The sequence below is a fragment of the Enterococcus sp. AZ015 genome (assembly GCF_050499225.1).
GTDB lineage: Bacteria > Bacillota > Bacilli > Lactobacillales > Enterococcaceae > Enterococcus_D > Enterococcus_D entomosocium.
This window is the reverse complement of sequence record NZ_JBMHEX010000001.1, coordinates 2,009,992-2,030,329: the sequence shown is the minus strand read 5'-3', so window position 1 is coordinate 2,030,329 and position 20,338 is coordinate 2,009,992. Positions and strand designations below refer to the sequence as shown.

14 protein-coding genes are annotated in these 20,338 nt (G+C 41.9%); all 14 read left to right on the top strand.

Annotation, left to right across the window (positions count from 1 at the left end; translation table 11 throughout):
- Window positions 1–37: 37 nt before the first annotated feature.
- The 14 genes from IGK85_RS09490 (at window position 38) to IGK85_RS09425 (ending at window position 20,034) form a co-directional block, all read left to right on the top strand.
- Window positions 38–814: an ABC transporter ATP-binding protein gene (locus IGK85_RS09490; protein ID WP_008378452.1), complete on the top strand. Its 777-nt coding sequence runs from the start codon at window positions 38–40 to the stop codon at window positions 812–814.
- Window positions 786–2,876, top strand: coding sequence for an ABC transporter permease (locus tag IGK85_RS09485; RefSeq protein WP_008378450.1), 2,091 nt, complete (start codon window positions 786–788; stop codon window positions 2,874–2,876). Before IGK85_RS09490 ends, IGK85_RS09485 begins: the two co-directional genes overlap by 29 nt.
- A gap of 265 nt (window positions 2,877–3,141) precedes the next feature.
- The gene (locus IGK85_RS09480) at window positions 3,142–4,764 is read left to right on the top strand and encodes an Ig-like domain-containing protein (protein WP_008378448.1); all 1,623 of its coding nucleotides are present in this window, start codon (window positions 3,142–3,144) and stop codon (window positions 4,762–4,764) included.
- A gap of 182 nt (window positions 4,765–4,946) precedes the next feature.
- Window positions 4,947–5,996 (top strand): LPXTG cell wall anchor domain-containing protein, encoded by a 1,050-nt coding sequence (locus IGK85_RS09475; RefSeq protein WP_008378446.1) that lies wholly within the window; start codon window positions 4,947–4,949, stop codon window positions 5,994–5,996.
- Between the two features lie 297 nt (window positions 5,997–6,293).
- Window positions 6,294–7,817 (top strand): helix-turn-helix domain-containing protein, encoded by a 1,524-nt coding sequence (locus tag IGK85_RS09470; RefSeq protein WP_008378444.1) that lies wholly within the window; start codon window positions 6,294–6,296, stop codon window positions 7,815–7,817.
- Between the two features lie 252 nt (window positions 7,818–8,069).
- The gene (locus IGK85_RS09465) at window positions 8,070–8,978 is read left to right on the top strand and encodes an ABC transporter ATP-binding protein (RefSeq protein WP_005235429.1); all 909 of its coding nucleotides are present in this window, start codon (window positions 8,070–8,072) and stop codon (window positions 8,976–8,978) included.
- A 2-nt stretch (window positions 8,979–8,980) separates the two neighbouring features.
- The gene (locus IGK85_RS09460; protein WP_008378441.1) at window positions 8,981–9,784 is read left to right on the top strand and encodes an ABC transporter permease; all 804 of its coding nucleotides are present in this window, start codon (window positions 8,981–8,983) and stop codon (window positions 9,782–9,784) included.
- A 107-nt stretch (window positions 9,785–9,891) separates the two neighbouring features.
- Complete coding sequence (locus IGK85_RS09455; protein WP_005235432.1) at window positions 9,892–10,110, top strand: YneF family protein; 219 nt, start codon at window positions 9,892–9,894, stop codon at window positions 10,108–10,110.
- A 198-nt stretch (window positions 10,111–10,308) separates the two neighbouring features.
- Window positions 10,309–12,057, top strand: a complete 1,749-nt coding sequence (locus IGK85_RS09450) for an ABC transporter ATP-binding protein (RefSeq protein ID WP_008378437.1) — start codon at window positions 10,309–10,311, stop codon at window positions 12,055–12,057.
- Entirely contained in the window at window positions 12,057–13,832 is a 1,776-nt protein-coding gene (locus IGK85_RS09445; protein WP_008378435.1) for an ABC transporter ATP-binding protein, read from the top strand. Before IGK85_RS09450 ends, IGK85_RS09445 begins: the two co-directional genes overlap by 1 nt.
- A 668-nt stretch (window positions 13,833–14,500) precedes the next feature.
- Entirely contained in the window at window positions 14,501–15,853 is a 1,353-nt protein-coding gene (locus tag IGK85_RS09440) for an SLC13 family permease (RefSeq protein ID WP_008378434.1), read from the top strand.
- Window positions 15,854–15,915: 62 nt separating this feature from the next.
- A complete protein-coding gene (locus IGK85_RS09435; protein ID WP_005235444.1) occupies window positions 15,916–18,045 on the top strand; it encodes a hydantoinase/oxoprolinase family protein in 2,130 nt (709 codons plus the stop codon).
- Complete coding sequence (locus IGK85_RS09430) at window positions 18,042–18,776, top strand: hypothetical protein (protein ID WP_005235446.1); 735 nt, start codon at window positions 18,042–18,044, stop codon at window positions 18,774–18,776. The genes IGK85_RS09435 and IGK85_RS09430 overlap by 4 nt, the downstream gene beginning before the upstream one ends.
- Before the next feature lie 148 nt (window positions 18,777–18,924).
- On the top strand, window positions 18,925–20,034 hold the full coding sequence (locus IGK85_RS09425; protein WP_005235448.1) for a LacI family DNA-binding transcriptional regulator: 1,110 nt from the start codon (window positions 18,925–18,927) through the stop codon (window positions 20,032–20,034).
- Window positions 20,035–20,338 lie beyond the last annotated feature (304 nt).

The following is a 20,338-nucleotide window of genomic DNA, read 5'->3' as shown; positions in this document are numbered from 1 at the left end:
CGGTGCCGCCTGCTAAACTGGTAGCAAAGGAGTGAAGATGATGGCTTTACTAGAATTGAAAAATGTATCGAAAACCTATACAGGGGAAGTGTCTGTTGAGGTTTTACAGCAAATCGATCTCAAAGTGCCAGAAGGAGAATTTATCAGCATTATGGGTCCATCTGGCAGTGGCAAGACCACCATGCTGAATTTGGTGGCAACATTGGATAAACCGACTTCAGGTTCGGTGATCATCAAGGGCGAGCAGCCCCTAGAATTATCTAAGCAAAAACTCGCGGAGTTTCGTCGTCGGCAACTAGGTTTTGTTTTTCAAAACTACAATTTACTTTCGCCATTGAGCGTGCTTGAGAATGTGATTTTACCACTGACATTGGATCGGGTGCCGGTTCTTGAGATGAAAGAACGTTCGGAACAGCTATTACGTGAGCTTGGGATCTATGAGAAAAAAGACAAACGCATCTATCAGCTTTCCGGTGGAGAGCAGCAGAGAGTTGCGATTGCTAGAGCTTTGATCCATCAACCGGAATTGCTTTTAGCAGATGAACCGACGGGCAATCTTGATTCAAAGGCAGCACGAGATGTCATGGAAATACTAAGTCAGATGAACAAGCAACTTAAGGTCACCACCATGATGGTCACCCATGATCCTTATTCTGCCAGCTTTTCTGATCGGGTCGTTTTCATCAAAGATGGAAAGCTGTATAACGAAGTCTATCGCGGGGCTGATCAACAGCAATTTTATCAAAAAATTCTTGAAGTCCTAGCACATTTAGGAGGTCGCCGTCATGAATTTCAGACAGTTGATCATTCGTAATCTGCGGGGGAATTTTCGAACCTATGCGGCCTACTTCGTCAGTAGCGCCTTTGCGGCGATGGTGTTTTATATCTTTAGTCTTTTGCTCTTTCATCCGCAATTGGAAGAAAATTTGTCCAATAGCGGTACACTTTCAGAATTGGCGAAGGTCGGTCTATCCGTCGCACTTGTGGTGATCGCTTTACTGTCGCTGTTGTTTTTATGGTATACATTTGTGGTCTTTTTAAAACGACGCAAACGTGATCTGGCAATCTACTTGATTTTGGGGATCGAAGAAAAAGATCTGCGAAAGATTTTGTTTGTCGAAAATGCCCTTTTAGGAACCTGTGCCACAGTGACCGGTATTGGGTTAGGGATTTTATTGACGAAATTATTGCTGCTGATTGCGCAAAATGTCATGTATCTAACAGAAGGACTGAAATTTATGGTTCCTATGGAAGGTTTAGGATTGACCTTTGGGATCTATGTCTTTATTTTTCTCTTGATCTCCTTTTTCAGTACCCGCGCCTTGCAAGGAGAACAGATCATCTCATTGATCAAGGAAAATGAAAAGCCACGTCCTGAACCAAAAAGCCATTGGGCATTGGCTTTTTCAGGAATTGTGCTGTTACTAATTGGCTATGGATCGGTCTTTTATTTTAGCTACCAAACGTACTCGATGCTGCCGCTTATGCTAGGAGTCTTGTTGACTGTTGCGGGCACGATTTTGTCATTCCATCAGTTCAGCGTATTTCTATTGAAACGATTAAAGAAACGCCCGACCTTCTTACGAGGGACTCGGATGCTGACTATCAGCGAATGGATTTTTCGCATGCGAGACAATGCGGCGATGTATAGTCTGATTGCTATTAGTACCTCCGTGGCATTCGTTGGGATTTCCGTGATGCTGGCGATTGGCAGTTCTTCTTTTTCTTCGATCCAAGGAATTAGTGTAGCCTATGTATTTCCGTGGTCTGGGCCAGAAGACCTCGATCATACCGAGGGAAAAGTAAACGAAATTAAAACTGCTATAGAAGAAAAAGGGTATGCGCCTGTAACGGATAGTGTTTCCTTACTATGGGCATATGCGAATCTTGATGAATCTGCAGTTACGAATGATTCATTCTATACGACGAATGGCTTTTCAATTATGCGAGAAAGCGACTATCAGAAAATGATGAAACAAATTGGTGAGGAAGCTGATTCTGTTGCAGATAATCAAATAATGACACTTAGTGCTAATTATTCACGTCGAAAACAGCTTCTAGAAGTCCCTGAGAACGAACGTACAAGTATCTATCCAATCGAATTGGGATCAGAGACCGGTATAAAAAAAGATGTTACGATTGTCCACAGTCCCTCAATGCTTTCTCTGGATTACTTTGGACTGTCAGTTGTGACAGATAAAACCTTTGAGGAGTGGCAAGCCCTCTTGCAAAAATCCACCGACGATATGGAATCTGGTTTTATTTGGTTAGACTATCCAGAATGGGCTGAAACACCTGAATTGGTATCTGATTTCAATGGGGATTTAGATAAAGAAAATGCCTTGATCGATCAGCAATACGAAGAGCTCAGTCAGGAGTTTGAAGCCAAAGGTGACTATACGGATGAAGAGTGGGCAGAAGCAGCAAAAGACATTCCGATGCGTACGTCTTATACCTCGAAATACCAAGCTTTCCAAGAAAATCGTCAAGGAAATGGCATCATCTTAATGATCACGGTATTACTGGGTTCGGTTTTCTTTATTTTCTCCGCTTCAATTATCTATTTCCGTTTATTTGCAGATTTAGATAAAGATGGGGCGTACCACCGTTCCTTGCATATCTTAGGTGTGTCGCCGAAGGAGCGTCACAAAGTTCTGCGACGCCAACTGCAAGTGATGTACTTCTTGCCAACAGTCGTGGCAATGATCCATTTTGCGGTGGCAATGACCGCTTTGCGTATTTTAGTAGAATTGCCTGTATGGCAATACTATGGTGTGATTGTTAGTCTCTTTTTGATTTTCCAAATCGTTTTTTACTTTGTTTGTCAGTATCGGTACTTGCAGCAAATTGATAGGATCGCCGATCCTACAGAGTAATTTATTCTTCAAGCCAAATCTCTTTCAGTTTGTACTGATTGGGATTTGGCTTTTTATTAGCTAGTTTGTCTAAATTTCTATCCATGAAGCCTTTTAATTGTGCAAATCATTGAAAAGCAGATAAAATTAAGTAACGCTCATTTTGTCAAACAAACGAAGAGACACTGTTAGAACACGACAACTGTCAGATGCAAAATTCATTTCGAGTACAGTGAAGGCTGCGGTCGATGGATTTAGGGAAGCACTTATTTGAGGGAGGAGACCAATGATCACACGACTTGGAAAAGCATTTGCAGTCTTACTGTTGCTGATTCCTTTATTTGCTGGTATCCGGATTGTTTATGGAGAAACCGATGTGGGCGCCAAGCTGATCACAAATGTGTCGATCGTCAATAGCCACAATGAGGTCATTACAAGTATCGAAAAAGATGACTCGTTTAAAATAGATATGACGTGGAGTTTAGAAAATCTGGGTGACTTAAAAGCCGGTGACAAAGCAACAGTCACCTTGCCAGTTGAGATTGAAGGCGTCAATAATACGTATGCTTTATACGATGAAAATAACAACTTAGTGGTCAATGTTACCCAAGTTGGCAATCAGCTGACCTTTGTTTTCACGGAATTTGTCGAACAAAATACCAATGTACACGGGGACTTTTATTTTTGGACAAAGTTCAGCGATGAAGTGACAGAGAACCAAATCAACAACATCAACTTCGAAACAGTAAATGGAACGCAATCGGTGCCTATTTTTATTCAAGCAGTGGATGATACAGGGGAGGGAGCCTTACTCACCAAACAAGGACTGTATTTAGGTACGCAAGAACCCAAACGGATTATTGATTGGCGTGTGTATATCAACTCGTTTGATACAAATCAAGTGACGATCAAAGATGGAACGTTTATTGATATTTTAGGTCCCCATCAGACACTCATCAGTACGACTGCCCGAGTGGTTTACGGCCCCAGCGTTTCCAACCCAACGTATGTTGAGCAAGTACCGATCGTTTTAAATAGTGATGGCTCCTTTGAAATTCCTTTGCGGGATACGGAGGAACGGATCTACATTACCTATAAAACAGAAACTGATGGATCATTGGAACAATATACCAATCGGGGCATCCTTGATGCCGTGGTCAATGATGTGCCAAGAACAAGCAGTATTACTGGCTATACGCCACGCTATGGTGGCGGTGGTGGCGGAACCGGTGAACCAGGGGAGTCCAGCAGCACGGAACCAAGTAGTGGAAGCAGTACTAGTAGTACTACCGAACCAAGTAGTGAAAGCAGTACAAGTAGTAGCACGGAATCAAGTAGTGAAAGCAGCACCAGCAGTAGCACAGAACCAAGTAGTGGAAGCAGTACTAGTAGTACTACCGAACCAAGTAGTGAAAGCAGTACAAGTAGTAGCACGGAACCAAATAGTGAAAGCAGCACCAGCAGTAGCACAGAACCAAGTAGTGAAAGCAGCACTAGTAGTACTACCGAACCAAGTAGTGAAAGTAGTACTACTAGTAGCACAGAACCAAGTAGTGAAAGCAGTACAAGTAGTAACACGGAACCAAGTAGTGAAAGCAGCACCAGCAGTAGCACAGAACCAAGTAGTGAAAGCATCACTAGTAATAGCACGGAACCAAGTAGCGACAGTAGCACCAGTGAATCCACCGAATCAACTAACAGGAGTAGTTCTAGTAATACTGGGGCGGTGTCACCTGAAAATTCATCCTCTGGGATCAATAAGTCATCCAAAACAAATAATTTGCATAATCAATCAGAAAAACAGCACTTTCCTCAAACGAATGAAGTGTCTAATCATTTATGGATTGCAATAGGAATGGTTTTAACAGGATGCGCATTGAAGTTAGGTTGGAGTAAATTTATCAGGTAGATAGAAACTGAAATTTTGGAGGCAGTTTTATTACTTGGAAGAAAAATTAATAAAGACTTATTTAAAGGAAAGATGCCATTTTATGGCCACTTTCCTTTTTTTTTCGGCGCATGTTTTCTCTGAGATTTTATTATAATTTCTTTATCAAGTTATCTTGAAATATACATTTAGGAAGTGAGGAAATGAGAAAACTGGTTGGTGTATTAATCACAATACTGCTAATAGGGTTATTGATTCTTGTGTTTGGTTTCGATCATACTTCAGCAAAAGAACGTTCCAGAGGAAATCTGTCGTTTTCTGTACAAACGAACCGAGTGATTTATGACGAAGCCTTGAAAATGATCACGGTTCCGGTACGTCCGAACAAAACACTGACTTCACAAAAGGTTCGTGTCTTACTAACTTATGGTTGGGATGGGAACGGACACAGTGAAAAAGTGATCGGCGAAACAGTTTTAACGAAAGTCGATTGGTTTTCAGGTGTTGAAAACTACTTAAGGATCCATGCGGAGATGGCTATTGATGAGATAAAAAGTATGGATAAAGTTGATTTAGTTGTTATATATGATGGTGAAACAACAATAACTGAAAACCTGAAGCCCGGTCATTGGCAAGTAACCGCGCCGCCAAGCAGTAATGAGAGTACGACAGCTGAGACAAGTAAAAGCTCAAACGAAACGGTAGCAACAAGCGCTTCCTCTAGTAGTATCGAGCCGAAATTTAGCGAGTCTCAATCGACGAATCCAACGACTTCTGAGGCTGAAATTACCAGTGAAGACATCCAAAGCACACAAAGCACTATCGATATCAGTGATTCGGAAACCGTCAGCACCCAACCAGTCACTAAAAGCGAGCCAAGTCAGACAGAGAGCTGTCAAGAAAACGCAGCGACAGCCATAACGTCTACCGAGAAGGAATCTGCTTCGACAAAGCATTCAGATTCACAAAAGAAAACCAAAGGATTGCCAGCCAATCAATCCCAGAAAAGTCAGGCGAGCGTTTCATCTAGTGTCCGTACAGAAGAGCACCAAGCGACAACATCTTCTCAAGACAAAAAGGAACAACTTCAACCCACGGAGATAAGCAGTGGCAAGGAGGTCAATGCAGCCGTACTACCGAAAACCGGCAGCAAAACTACCAATCTTCGCTATCTACTCTTTGGTCTAGTAGTGGTTCTGACTGTGTTTCTTTACTGGCTGAAGCGAAAGTTATTTTATGATGAGAAGCTGTAACGAACATACCCAAAAATCATGAGAAAATTGATAACCCACGATTGGAAATTTCTTCCCCAGAATGCACAATCACGTGTTGTTTTGCCGTAATTCATAATTAGTCTGACGATCGTTTTGAGGCGTCAGACTTTTTTTATGAAAATACACAGATAACGAAAGGAAAATTTGTTAAAAGTGATTTGACAGAAAAGAGCGCACGGTGGTACGATCACCAAACATTGACAGCTTACAATTTTGTACGATGACAAATTTAAGGTAAAAACAGCGTTTGCTGATTATACAAGCGAGGGAAATTTCATGTTACAGGCACTTTTGGATACGACAGAAAAACAAATTTATGCGTTTCTAAGTTATTGTTACGAAACGAACAAGAAAGACTATACAATGAAAGAGCTCTCAAGTGTTTTCGATAGGAAAACCAACAAAATGCAGTCGATCGTTCAGCAAGTAGAGGTGTTTCGTGCACGCTATCCTCAGTTTACTTTGACCTATGATCGGCTGGAGAAAGAAGTGTCCATTGCTTTTTCTCCACGATTCCTATTGAGTCAAGCCTATAGTGTATTGTTGCGGGGAACCGTTGGATTTATCTTGCTGGATGCACTCTTTCAGGGGGACTATCATTCCCTTGAACAACTCAGTCAAAAAACCTTTAGCAGTCCCCGCACGATTCAACGAAAATTGCAGGAGTTAAATCATGTTTTGGCGAACTATCATTTGTCCTATAGTTTAAAAAAAGGTGATCCTTTAGCAGGTGCTGAATATGCGATCCGCTATTTTTATCATCTTACCTATTGGCAAATTTTTGATGAGAAGGACTCACGAGTCTTGGCATCGCTCAAGGAGAAAGAGCAGGCTGTAGCGTTGTTTGAAACCCATGCTTCTTATATGAGAAAAATCGATATCGAGAAATTTCTTCATCTATTCGCTATCTCCGTGCAAAGAATCCATCAAAAGCATCCGCTTTCGTTTTTACCAAAAGAAGTACTGACGTTTGAGCACCCATTAATTGAAAAAAATCAGTTTGATCAGGTCTTTTTGAAACCATTGTTTAACAGGAATCATCTGTCGTTTTCTGATATTTCGGAGGATGAACGCAGCTTCTTGTATTATATGTTTGGCGTAATGAACACCTATCTTGAGGAGGATCTCGATGCTGCTAACATCTCGTGGCTGACTCAGCCAACGTACCAGCAAGAAGCGCAGCTCGTTGAAAAACTAGCCGTGTATTTTCGGTTGACGTTTACAGAAGCCGAAAAAAACTATTTACTGGTTAATCTGGTAATGATCCATTCCGCCTCTGGCTGTTTTGGTACGCGACAAAAAAGCGATAGTTTTGGCAAAACAACCGACGAGCAAGACCTGCAAGGCGCTTTTCCGGTGCTCTATCCAACCATGAAACGGTTTTTTTTGGAAGCGACTGTTTCTTTACCAGCGTTGCGTAGATTGCTGCAAAAGAATGACCGATTGATTTTCCAATACTGTATGTTATTGAGAGTTATTTTTATCAAATATGAACAGCCAGTCACTTTCTCGATCCATTCGAAATACGGAAAAACGCAAGAACTTTGGATGAAGAACCGACTATTGAATGCAACGCATCGAGCGATGGCGCATCTTTCACTTACTCAAAAACCAGATTTGGTCATCAGTGATTATCCGATTCATCAAGAATTTTCTGAGGAAGAACAGCCCTATATCTTTTATTGGAACGGTCAACCAAGCGCAAAGGAGTGGAAACAACTTAAACAAACGATCAAACAGATCAGAAGTGCCAAGAACAAGGCAGCTTTTGAAAAGCTCGTTTTTGCCCAATCGATTTGATCGTACCATGTAAATAATCAGCCGCGTGGGTTGGCTGAGCAGACAGAACTTATAATTTCGTAAGTTTCGGCAGTAAGGCGAAAGTGAAAAGCGACTTTGATAAACACAGGTGTCAAGAAGCAAAAACAGGAACATCGTCGTTCCTTTTTCGCTTCTTGACTTTTTTTTACAGAGATGGCATGGTATACATATTATCATAACGTTTTTTATTTAAAATCGTTGCAGAAAAGGTGTTAGGAAGAAGGGGTAACTTTGACAGAAGTATTAGCACTGCAAAATGTTTCCAAATTGATTGGAACCAAACGAATCATTGAGGATGTTTCCTTTGTGGTGGACCAAGGACAAGTCGTTGGTTTATTAGGGCCTAATGGGGCTGGGAAGACGACGATCATTCGGATGATTGTTGGGTTGATGAAGCACAACACAGGATCGATTGCCATTATGGGGAATTTACTGGATTCTTCTTTTAAAACCGCGATTGCCTCAGTCGGTGCGATCGTTGAAAATCCTGAGTTTTATAATTATATGACAGGCTATGAAAATTTGATGCAGTATCAGCGCATGGCGAAGAAAAAAAGTACGACAGCAGAATTAGAAGCTCTTATTCGTCAGGTACATTTAGAAGGACACATCCATCAAAAAGTCAAAACCTATTCATTAGGGATGCGTCAGCGTTTAGGTGTTGCCCAGGCATTGGTCCATCAACCAGACTTATTAGTTTTAGATGAACCGATGAATGGCCTGGATCCTAAAGGCATGCGGGAGTTTCGAGAAATGATTCTTTCTTTGAGAGAAAAAGGCGTTTCTGTCTTAGTTTCCAGTCATCAATTAAGCGATATCGAACAAATTGCCGATCATTTGATCGTGGTGCAAAAAGGAAAAGTCACTCATCAAGTAGCAATGGCAGAGTTGAAAGCAGAGAAAAATGTACTGATTATTAAAACTGATGATAATGCGGAAACAGAAGCACTGTTAAAAGCTTCCTTTGAGGTCGAGGTCTTGCAGGTTGCAGATGAATTGCAAGTCACTCTAGCAACAGATCAGCGTTCGGCAATCGCTGCAGCGATCGTGACGGCTGGGATCGGCTTGAAAGAACTACGGACAAAGCAATCTTCTCTAGAAGATACATTCTTGGCTTGGACCGAAGAAGGAGGTTTGTAAGCATGCTGACATTGATTAAAAATGAATGGATCAAATTAACCAAAAAACGTTCTACTTGGATCATGCTGCTTTTATTGGTTCTAATGACTTTTGGGTTGACCTATGTGGTTCGCTTAGGTAGTCCCGAGATTGGTGCCAATGATTTATTCGCTTCTTTGAGCGACATGACTTCCTTTTTAAACTTATTTGTGGTGATTGTGGCAGCTTCTTCAGTGGCGGAAGAGTTCAGTCGTGGAACAATCAAGTTCTTATTGATTCGGCCTTTTTCCAGAAGCCAAATCTTAGCAGCAAAAGCCATCAACACGTTTTTATTTGCGCTTTTAGGGACTGCTGTTTTACTAATCAGTAGTTTAGCAGCCGCCAATTTATTTTTAGCAGCTGAATCACCTTTTGCTGCTACTGGCTACAACGGGCTAGCGGCGATTCTCGTTGCCTTTGTTTTTGCGGGAACCAACTTGCTATTGATTGTCTTTTATATTGCATTGACCATCTTTATCTCAGCCGTCATTCGCTCTCAAAGCCTGGCGGTTGGCTTAGGCTTGGGTATGTTGTTTGGAAGCAGCATCATCAACTCGATCATGCTTTTTGCTCAAGAAAAATACCCATGGCTGAAGTGGAACCCGTTTAATTTTATGAATATCAAAGAGCAGATACCGAGTTTATTAAATAGTCCTGACATGCAGATGACTGCCTTTGATCCGGGATTGGGCTATTGGGAAATGGCGATCGGGATCCTTGTTTATAGTGTTTTAATCTACCTTTTAACAAATTGGTTATTCAATAAAAGAGATGTCGCATTAAGTTGAGGAAACGAGTGAAAGTTTTTGGATAAATCCAACTTTCACTCTTTCTTTTTGTGTTTTTTTCTAGTAAAATGATTCATTGAGAGTACAAGAGAAAGGAGAGTTTTCAAATGGTTAGTGTAGGAATCGTAATCGTGATCGCTGTTGTTGCAGCATTACTAGGCGCTGTCGGCGGCTTCTTTTTGGCGCGTAAATATATGCAAGATTATCTAAAGAAAAATCCTCCCGTTAATGAGGATATGCTTCGCTCGATGATGATGTCAATGGGTCAAAAACCTTCTGAGAAAAAGATTCGTCAGATGATGCAGCAAATGAAAAACCAAAAGTAGGTTTTTTTCTAAGAAGCGGGCTGATTTTATCAGCTCGCTTTTTATTGCGGCAAAATGCAGAAACTAAAAGAATGTCCCCAGGCTGCTTTTTCTATTTACGTTCTGTGAATAGCGGGGTAGCAATCGAATCTGAATCTAATAAATATTCGGAAAAATCGCAAAATTTAGGCAACAGGTCACAAAGAAATGGAGAGTGTTATGTCAATATTTAGGAAGTTAGGTTGGTTTTTTAAACAAGAAAAGAAACATTATTTGTTAGGCGTAGGCTCTTTAGTCCTAGTCGCCTTGGTACAGTTGGCCCCTCCCAAAGTTATCGGGATCATCATCGATGAAATTGCGGAAAAAGAGATCTCGATGCAGACGATCTTTTTTTGGGTCATGATCTTGATTGCTTCAGCTATCGCTCAATATGTGTTTCGTTTTGTCTGGCGAACGCATATCTGGGGCAGTGCCGCTCGGCTAGAAAAAACGTTACGCAGACAGTTATTTGCACATTTTACAAGGATGGATCAGTTGTTTTATCAAAAGCATCGGACAGGTGATTTGATGGCCCATGCCACCAATGACTTGAATGCCATCCAGAATGTGGCAGGGGCGGGGATCTTGACCTTTGCTGATTCCTTCATCTCTGGTGGAGCTACCATCATTGCGATGGTTCTCTTTATCGATTGGCGGTTAACGATCATTGCTCTATTGCCGCTGCCTTTCTTAGCAGTCATGGCACGGGTTCTTGGTAGCAAATTGCATGATGCGTTTCGTGACTCGCAAGAAGCATTTTCTTCCATCAACGACAAAGCCCAAGAAAGTATTACTGGGATGAAAGTCATCAAAACCTTTGGACAGGAAAAAGAGGACATCGCTGATTTTCAAACCAAAATCGACCATGCCATCATCAAAAACCGCAAAGTCAATTTTCTGGATGCCTTATTTGATCCGTTTATTACGATCATCATTGGAATCTCCTATGTGCTGACGATCATCGTTGGCGGCAATTATGTCATGGACGGTACCATCTCGATCGGTCAATTGGTATCTTTCATCAGTTATATCGGTATGTTAGTTTGGCCAATGTTTGCCATCGGACGCCTGTTCAATGTGCTGGAACGAGGCAATGCAAGTTATGATCGGGTTGCCGAATTATTGGCGGCAAAGACCCATATCATTGAAGCCAAAGATGCGGTCTATACCCCAGCCCAAGGAACGGTGAACGTTCAAATCAATGATTTTCACTATCAAGGAGATGATTTTGCCCTGCAAGACATCCACTTTACTTTGCCTGCCGGGCAAACACTTGGTGTGGTCGGGAAAACTGGTGCAGGAAAAACCTCTTTGATGAAGCTCTTGTTGCGAGAGTATGATTCATTTGATGGGGCGATCACCTTCGGGGGCATCGACAGCAAGCAATACTCTTTGAATGCTCTTTTGGGTTCGATCGGTTATGTTCCGCAAGATCATTTCTTATTTTCCATGACGATTCGAGACAATATCCGCTTCGCGCAACCACGGTCTTCTCAAGCAGAAGTTGAAGCGGCTGCTAGATTAGCAGTGATCCACGAGGATATCAGTCAGTTTCCTGAAGGGTACGAAACGATGGTGGGGGAACGTGGTGTTTCTCTTTCCGGCGGACAAAAACAGCGTTTATCCATTGCCCGTGCCTTGATCACTGACCCAGAATTATTGATTTTAGATGACGCCCTTTCAGCAGTAGATGCCAAAACGGAAGAAGCTATTTTACAACAATTACGGACATTCCGTCAGAATAAAACAACGATCATTGCTGCCCACCGCCTAAGCAGTGTCAAGCATGCAGAAGAAATTCTCGTGATCGACAATGGGAAAATCAGTGAACGTGGGACCCATGAACAATTATTGGCTGCAAATGGCTGGTATAAAAAAATGTGGGACAAGCAGCAACTAGAAGCCAAAATCGAAGGGAGTGAAGCCTAATGCAAGAATCAGAATGGAGCAAATCGATTCCCTTTAAAGAGCAAAAAAACATCATCAAACGAATGTTTCTTTTTGCCAAACCGTTTCGAAAAACCTTCTATGCAGCGATCTTTTTTGCTTTTGTGCTATCGATCGTCAATATCCTGTTGCCTTTGATCATTCAAACCTTTATGGATAATTATTTGACCAATCAGACGGCGACCCAGCAAGTCATTTATTTCTTTGCTGCGTTGTATTTCTTTGGGGTGTTGGTAAAAGCCGTGATTTGGTTTTTCCAATGGTTCCTTTATTCAATGGGTTCTTTAAAAACCTATCAATATATTCGAGCAAAATTATTTGAAAAATTGCATAGTCTTGGGATGCGCTATTTCGATCAGACGCCAGCGGGTTCGATCGTTTCACGGGTCAGCAACGACACAGAAACATTGTATGAATTTTGGTATGTCTTCTTGATGGTATTGACAGGAATTTTTGCGGTGGTTTCTTCTTTTGCCGCCATGTTCCGCATCAACGTCAAAATTGCCTTACTAAACTTGATTTTTCTGCCAATCCTAATGGTAGTCATCTGGTATTATCAAAAATTCAGCTCTCGTATCTATCGTCAAATGCGGGAAAAACTGAGTCAGCTGAATACGAAATTGAATGAATCGATTTCTGGTATGCAGATCATTCAGCAATTCCGTCAAGAGGCGCGGCTGAATGAAGAATTCGAAGCGACCAACGATGATTATTTGAAAACCAGATACGCTATGATCCGCACGAATGCGCTGCTACTATCACCAATCATTAGTTTGTTGTATGCCTTAGCGATCGCCTTGTCATTGACGCTCTTTGGGTTTGATGCTTTAGAATCGCCGATTGAAGTTGGGTTAATTTTCGCCTTTACGACCTATATTCAAGGATTCTTTAATCCAATGACACAGATGATGGATTTTCTCAGCGTCTTTACTGATGGGATGGTAGCCGGCAGCCGGATTTTGAAGATTATGGATAACGAAGAATATACGCCGCAGCAAAACTCCGATGCCAGTCAAACCATCACCAAAGGAAAAATTGAATTTCGCGATGTCAGTTTTTCCTATGATGGAAAAAACAACGTATTGAATCATATTTCTTTCATCGCCTATCCAGGTGAGACCGTAGCTTTAGTCGGTCACACAGGAAGTGGCAAGAGCTCGATCATCAATGTGTTGATGCGTTTTTACGAATTTGGGGAAGGGCAAATTTTGATCGATGATCAAGATATCCGCGACTTCACGATGGAAGAGCTTCGGAAAAAAGTTGGACTCGTATTGCAAGATGCTTTCATGTTTTATGGGGACATCGCTGACAATATCCGCTTATTGAATCAGGATATTCGTGAAGAACAGATCGAAGCAGCAGCAAAATTTGTTCAAGCAGATGCCTTTATTCAAAAACTACCTGGTAAATACCACGCCAAAGTGATTGAACGGGGTGCCAGTTATTCAAGCGGGCAACGGCAATTGATTTCCTTTGCCCGAACGATGGTGACCGATCCGAAAGTGCTGGTCTTGGATGAGGCGACTGCCAATATCGATACTGAAACAGAAGGACTGATCCAAGAAGGCTTGGCAAATATGCGTCAAGGGCGAACCACGATCGCGATCGCCCATCGATTGTCTACCATTCGCGATGCTGAGTTGATTTTGGTGCTTGATAAAGGCTCGATCGTCGAACGAGGCACCCATGATGAACTTTTGGCTCAAAAAGGGTTGTATGCCGATATGTACCGTTTGCAGGCAAGTGAAGTTTAAACGGCCAATAGACCTTAAAATACCACGTAGGTATTTTAAGGTCTATTTTGTATAAATTGAACAAATGAAGCAAAAATTTCTATTTGTGATTGACAGCGTTTTCACCCTTTGCTATCATGTAGACATTAAAACAACTAGCACCTAGTCAAACAAATGATTAATCGGTTAGGATCCTTTTCGGTTTAGACTAGTAATTACGCTCGGTCAGGCGAGTGTCAGAGGAGCCTTATGTGAAATGTTGTGCAAACAAGAGGATCGAATCATAGAGGAGAAACAGGAGGGAAGCGGCTCTAATCAAAAGGCAAGCATCCTGAGCCTATCTTTTACGAAGAGCCCAACCGACGAGAGTGGAATATGGAGGTTGATTTGAATAGTGGCAGCTCCCCATCGAGAAGGGATCGAAGGAGAATCGAGTGGAAGCTTAAAGATAGTGGATAAACACGAGATATTATTCGTTGTTTTATTTTTTTAAAATTTTTGTTAACCGGTTAACTAAAACGGTTAACAAAAAAGAGGAGGGAAGCAAACGTGGGAAATGGTCACAAGTCTAGCCGATTATTTCATGATAAAGGTCGCATTCAGCGAGAATAGGGGAAGTAGCAAACGTAGAAACTTGCAACACGATGTATGAACAAAAAAAGTTCAAATGGAAAGATGAGGGAAAATTTATGGTAGAAATTATAATTGGTATTTTAATGATCGTTTCTTTCTTAGGAATGGTTTGGTACTGCGTCAAAGGGTTCAACCTGATGGTGGGTTTCTTCGTTATGGCAACACTTTGGACCGTTTTAGCTTTTATTGGCAATGCGTTGAGTCCGGATTTAACAGCTTTGAATTTTGTCGATACGATCACAAATATTTATCAAACAGGACCCGCCGGTTTTGCTAGTTCGATTCTGGTCAATATTTTCTTCGGTTCCTTCTTTGGTCGGATTTTGATGGATACAGGGATCGCAGCAACGCTGATTCGCAAGGTTGTTGAGCTTGGTGGGGATAAACCACGGATCACCATGACCCTTTTATGTACTGTTACTGCTTTATGTTTCACATCCATGACGGGCATTGGTCCTGTAATCTCTATCGCAGTGATCGTTATGCCAATTTTGCAAGCGTTGGGTATTCCAACAGCGATCGCTTTATTCGCTTTTATGGGTTCCATCATGGCGGGAATTTTTGCCAATGTAACAAATTTTGTGCAATACCAAGGTATTTTAGCGGCATTACAACCTGACGGAAGTCAATCCATGATGGAATATGGGTTTTCCGATTATTTCACATTCGGCATGATTGCACTAGTCGTTTCCTTACTTGTGACATTGGTTTTTGCCAATATTGCTTTAAGTCGTGCGAAATCATCAAAAGTCAAAGCGTGGGCTTCCACACCTGGCGCAACTTCAGGCGATGCTCCTTGGTATTCTTGGGTAGCTGTGATCGCACCAGTCTTACTCGTTGTGTTTGCTGAATTTCCTATTATTCCAGCATTTATTCTCGCAGCTTTGTACGCCTTACTGACTTGCGGAAAATTAAAAGGTGGTTTCGTGAATATTTGCCGCATGTTAGCTAAACAATTTGCAGATGGTGCTGTCGATGTTGCGCCCCTGGTAGGTTTCTTATTAGTACTGGCTATGTTTAATTCAGCTGCAAGTCTAGCGGTTCCTTTCTTTGAACCAATCGTTGGCGGTCTAGTTCCTCATAGTACCGTGGCTCTTGCGATCTTATTTGCCATCTTAGCGCCCCTTGGTTTCTTCCGCGGTCCTTTGAACTTAGTCGGATCAGGAGGCGCAGTAGCGGCAGTGATCTTAGCTGCCACAAATTGGGATCTGGCATTCATTTTTCCACTTTTCGCTGTGGTCACGATCGCTCCTCAGCATTTGGATATTACTCAGTCATGGGTAGCATGGGGTCTAGGACATCATAAAGTTGGTTCTAAAGATTTCATGAAGTTTTCGATACCAGCTGGGTGGCTTTCTAGTGCGATCCTGTGTATCATTGCGCTCATTTTGTTCGGTTTGAATAACTAGTCGATGAAAGAACGTAGCTAATCAATAAATCATGCAACTATGGATGTAGGAGGAAAGTGGAAATGAGTGAATTAAGAAAAGTTAGAATGGGGATCGATGTAGGCGGTACCCATACAAAAGCTGTCGCTATCGATAATCTGACTCACGAGATCATAGGAAAATCCAGCGTGAAGACCACTCATGATCATGAACGGGGGGTAGCTGCTGGCGTTGTCGAGAGTTTTCAAAATTGTATGAAAGAAAATGATATTGACCCAAAAAGTGTGATTTTTGTTGCTCATTCAACCACCCAAGCCACGAACGCTTTGATTGAAGGGGATGTGGCTGACATTGGTGTTTTCGGTATGGCTCATGGTGGTTTCGAAGGATTTCTGGCAAAGCGTCAATTAAAAATTGCCGATATCGTTCTAGGGAATCAGCGATCCATTAAGATCATCAATGCCTTCTCAAAACTCAAAGGAATGAATAAAGCGAGTGTTGAAGAAATGATCGATGATCTAGTGAGGCAAGGATCAGAAGTGATCGTCGCTAGTATGGCTTTTGGTGTAGATAATAATGATGCTGAGAATCTAGTGATGGAAGTTTGTACAGAAAAAGGAATTCCATGTACTGTTGCTTCAGATATCACGAAACTTTACGGATTGACCAGAAGGACACGAACTGCCACTATCAATGCAAGTATTTTACCTAAAATGTTATCTGTCGCAAATTCCACGGAAGTCTCTGTGAAGGAGTCTGGTGTAGATGTACCCTTAATGATCATGAGAGGCGATGGTGGGGTTATGGAGATTGCTGAGATGAAAAAGCGGCCAGTTCTGACCATGCTCTCGGGTCCGGCAGCTTCAGTAATGGGTTCACTGATGTATTTACGAGCATCAAATGGCGTGTATTTTGAAGTAGGCGGCACAACCACCAATATCGGTGTCATTAAAAACGGACGGCCAGCGATCGACTATTCTGTCGTTGGCGGACATGAAACATACATTTCCAGTTTGGATGTACGAATCACGGGCTGTGCAGGGGGGTCCATGATTCGCGCAACTGCTAATGGAGTGGTAGATGTAGGACCTCGTTCTGCACATATTGCCGGTCTTGACTACGCAGTTTACTCTGATCCAATCAACTGGACAGGAGGAACGGTGGAATTCTTTAGTCCGAAAGAAGGCGATCCTGCAGATTATGTTGCAATCAAATTTGATAATGGTGATCGGGTAACCATCACCAACTCATGTGCAGCAAACGTGTTGGGCTTGATCAAACCGGAACATTTCTCTTATGGGAATATCGAAGCGGCTCGAAAAGCGATGGGCGTATTAGCGGATTATTGTGGCACGACGATCGAAGATATCGCGACTCAAATCATGGAGCGTTCTTACGCAAAATTAGAGCCAGTCATTTTGGCTTTAGCAGAAAAATACAAACTAGAAAAAAGCCAGATTTCATTAGTAGGAGTTGGTGGCGGCGCTTCGTCATTAATTATCTACTTGTCAGAAAAAATGGGCGTAAAATATTCGATTCCGGAGAATGCTGAAGTGATTTCCTCTATTGGCGTCGCCCTAGCGATGGTACGAGATGTCGTTGAACGGATTATTCCTTCGCCTTCGAAAGAAGACTTGCGATCAATCAAAACAGAGGCTATCAATAAAGCCATTGAGAGTGGGGCTACCCCAGAAAGTGTGGAAGTCTTTATCGAAATCGATCCTCAAACGTCTAAAGTCACAGCCATTGCAACTGGTTCCACCGAAGTCAAGACGACGGATCTTTTAGCAGAGGCAACCGTCGAGGAAGCCCAAGAATTAGCAGCGGGCGATTTAGGGCTACCTACTAACGAAATTGATCTTTTAGAGAAAAGCTCGCATTTTTATGTGTTTGGAACCCGTGTTTCTACAGGAGACAATCCGGCAATTCGAATCCTTGATAAAAAAGGCTTTATTAAAGTACAACGAGCTTCAGGGAAGGTCATCAAAACCACCGCGGAGAATTATGTGCAAGCAGTCGAGCAACTATGGGATGATTTGGCGATCTATCAGACAGAAGTGATTTTGCGTCCAGATTTCTATATTTGTGCCGGACCTCGGGTGATGGATTTTTCAGTAAACGATTTGGAGGCATTGATGTTGTTGATCGATATCGAAATGTCGACTTTAGATTCTAATGAAGAAGTGATGATTCTGGCGGCGAACTCCCTATGATCAAGCAGAGGTTTTTCTTAAAACAGCAAAATACGGTTGATCTGGCATTATTAGAAAAGTGGTATGAACAGCTCATGCCCATCAGCGAATTCAGTTGGGGAGTATTTGAGTTTACCCGCGAGATGCTACGTAATAAAGTGAGGGAAGAGGAAAAAAACGAAATCATTGAAGAAGCCATCTTATGTGGTAGAACATGGGCGCAAAAAATGCTCGACCAGTTTGATTTGAAAAAACAGGAAAAGGCAGATCGTGCCTGGTACTTGGCGAATAAGCTTGGTTTATCAATTACGGAAAGATCTGGAAAACCGACGAAGTTTCGCATGGTCTTTGCGCAGTTTGTCATGGAGCGCTCCATTGAATTGATCACTGAACCCATTGCTGCCTACACTGTGCTGACTCAATCTTCGCAAATATTGCCTAAACCAGAAGTTGTCCGAGGGATCTTGATCGCCCATGAAATTTTTCACTATTTAGAAGAGCAACATGGTGCCACGATGTACCATATCACCAAAACGATCCCACTGTGGCGCTTTTTTTCCTACGAGCACCGGTCAACGGTTGGTTGTGCTTCGGAAATTGCTGCGATGGCTTTTGCAAAAGAACTGTGTGAGGCAGACTTTGTGCCTCAAATATTAGATATTTTGCTTTCTTATCCGTTGGAAGTGGACTTTTCAAAAAGTATATATGAAGTCGTGCAGCAAGAAATGCGCCACATTGAAGCAATGGGCTAGTTCTTTGAAAATAGCTCACTTAGCGGCTTCTTTACGATCCGTCACTATTGAGATAGGACAGTCCGTGTCGAACGAAATCGGTCCTTGTTCATTTTTCAAGGGTTCCATGATATAATTGACCAACAGCAAAAAGCAAGGCGTGGATTGAATGGCAAATGAGAAAATCACCATTAAGATGGTGTCAGAAAAAGCAAATGTTTCAAAAACCACCGTTTCTAGATATTTGAATGGCAAATATGAATTTATGTCAGCAGAGACAAAAAAGCGCATCGAAGAAGTGATCGCAGAGCTTGAATACCGTCCAAATGCGCTAGCACAGGGGTTGAAAAACAATAAAACGGGATTGATCGGCATCGTTGTCAGCAATATCATGATCCCGGAAGTAGCAGCTTTAGTTCGAGGCGTCAATGATTATTGTATACGAAAATCTTTTCAGGTGATTCTTGTTGAAACCGATCAAAAAAATATTTCTCAGCAGGATCAAATCCAAGCGTTGATCGACCGTCAAGTGGAAGGGCTTATTCTATCGTCGAATCAGGACGAAGCATTCGTGAAAAGCTTGACTGAGCAAAAGGTCAAAATCGTGCTGGCTGATTGCACGATCGAAGAATTGATGATTGATACAGTCATCGTTGATAATGAAAAAGCGACGGCCGAGATGATTCAACGTATTTATTCAGAAGGCTTTGATCGAGTCGCTTACTTTACACCACCGCTCACAACGCCTAGTCGGAAGAAAAAACTTGCTCTTTTTCTGGAAAGTTCTAAAATCGCAGTCAGAAATCCTGAGCAACTAGCATTTGAGATCGAAGAAACACAAGTGGCATTTGACGCGTGTAAGGAATCACTAAACGAATTGTTGAAAAAAAATCAAGGCTATCGTTTAGCAATATTAGCTGAAAACAGTGAGTTGATGTTTGCATTGATCCATGTGATCTATAGCTTGGGCTTGCGGATTCCAGAAGACGTTGCGATCGGGGGCTATGATGATTTAGGCTGGAACAAACTTTATCATCATGAAATGTCTGTGATTGAAAAACCGTCGTATGAAATTGGTTCGCAAGCTGCTGAACTTTTAGTCAAGCGGATCTCAAAAGGGAAAATGCAGTATAAACCAAAAGTGATCGAAGTACAGCCAAAAATCAAAATGAGTGGTTCGACACAAGTGAGTGACAATAGTTTTGATAAAATCGTTATCCGTATGAACCAAGAAAACCAGCCTTACATCAAAAAAAATTATCGTAAACAAGATGATTAGCTTTTTTTGAAAAAACAAGAAGCAAATGACATAATAGCCGACTCCCCATCATTAGACTGATCAGTCAAGTCTTTGGGGAGCGGTTTTTTATCGTTCGTTAAGGTTTTGTCTTTATCTAAGATAAGAACGAATAAAAATTGATCCCTCGTGTTTTCAACAAACGATCAATAGATTCGTATTAGGTGTCAGTAAAAATAACGAACAACGATTGACAGCGCTTTCTACCTTTGCTATGATAAAGATAATAGAACTGGTTCTAATGGATAGTGATTGTTGATTTTTAACAAGCTAAACCTGATGAAGC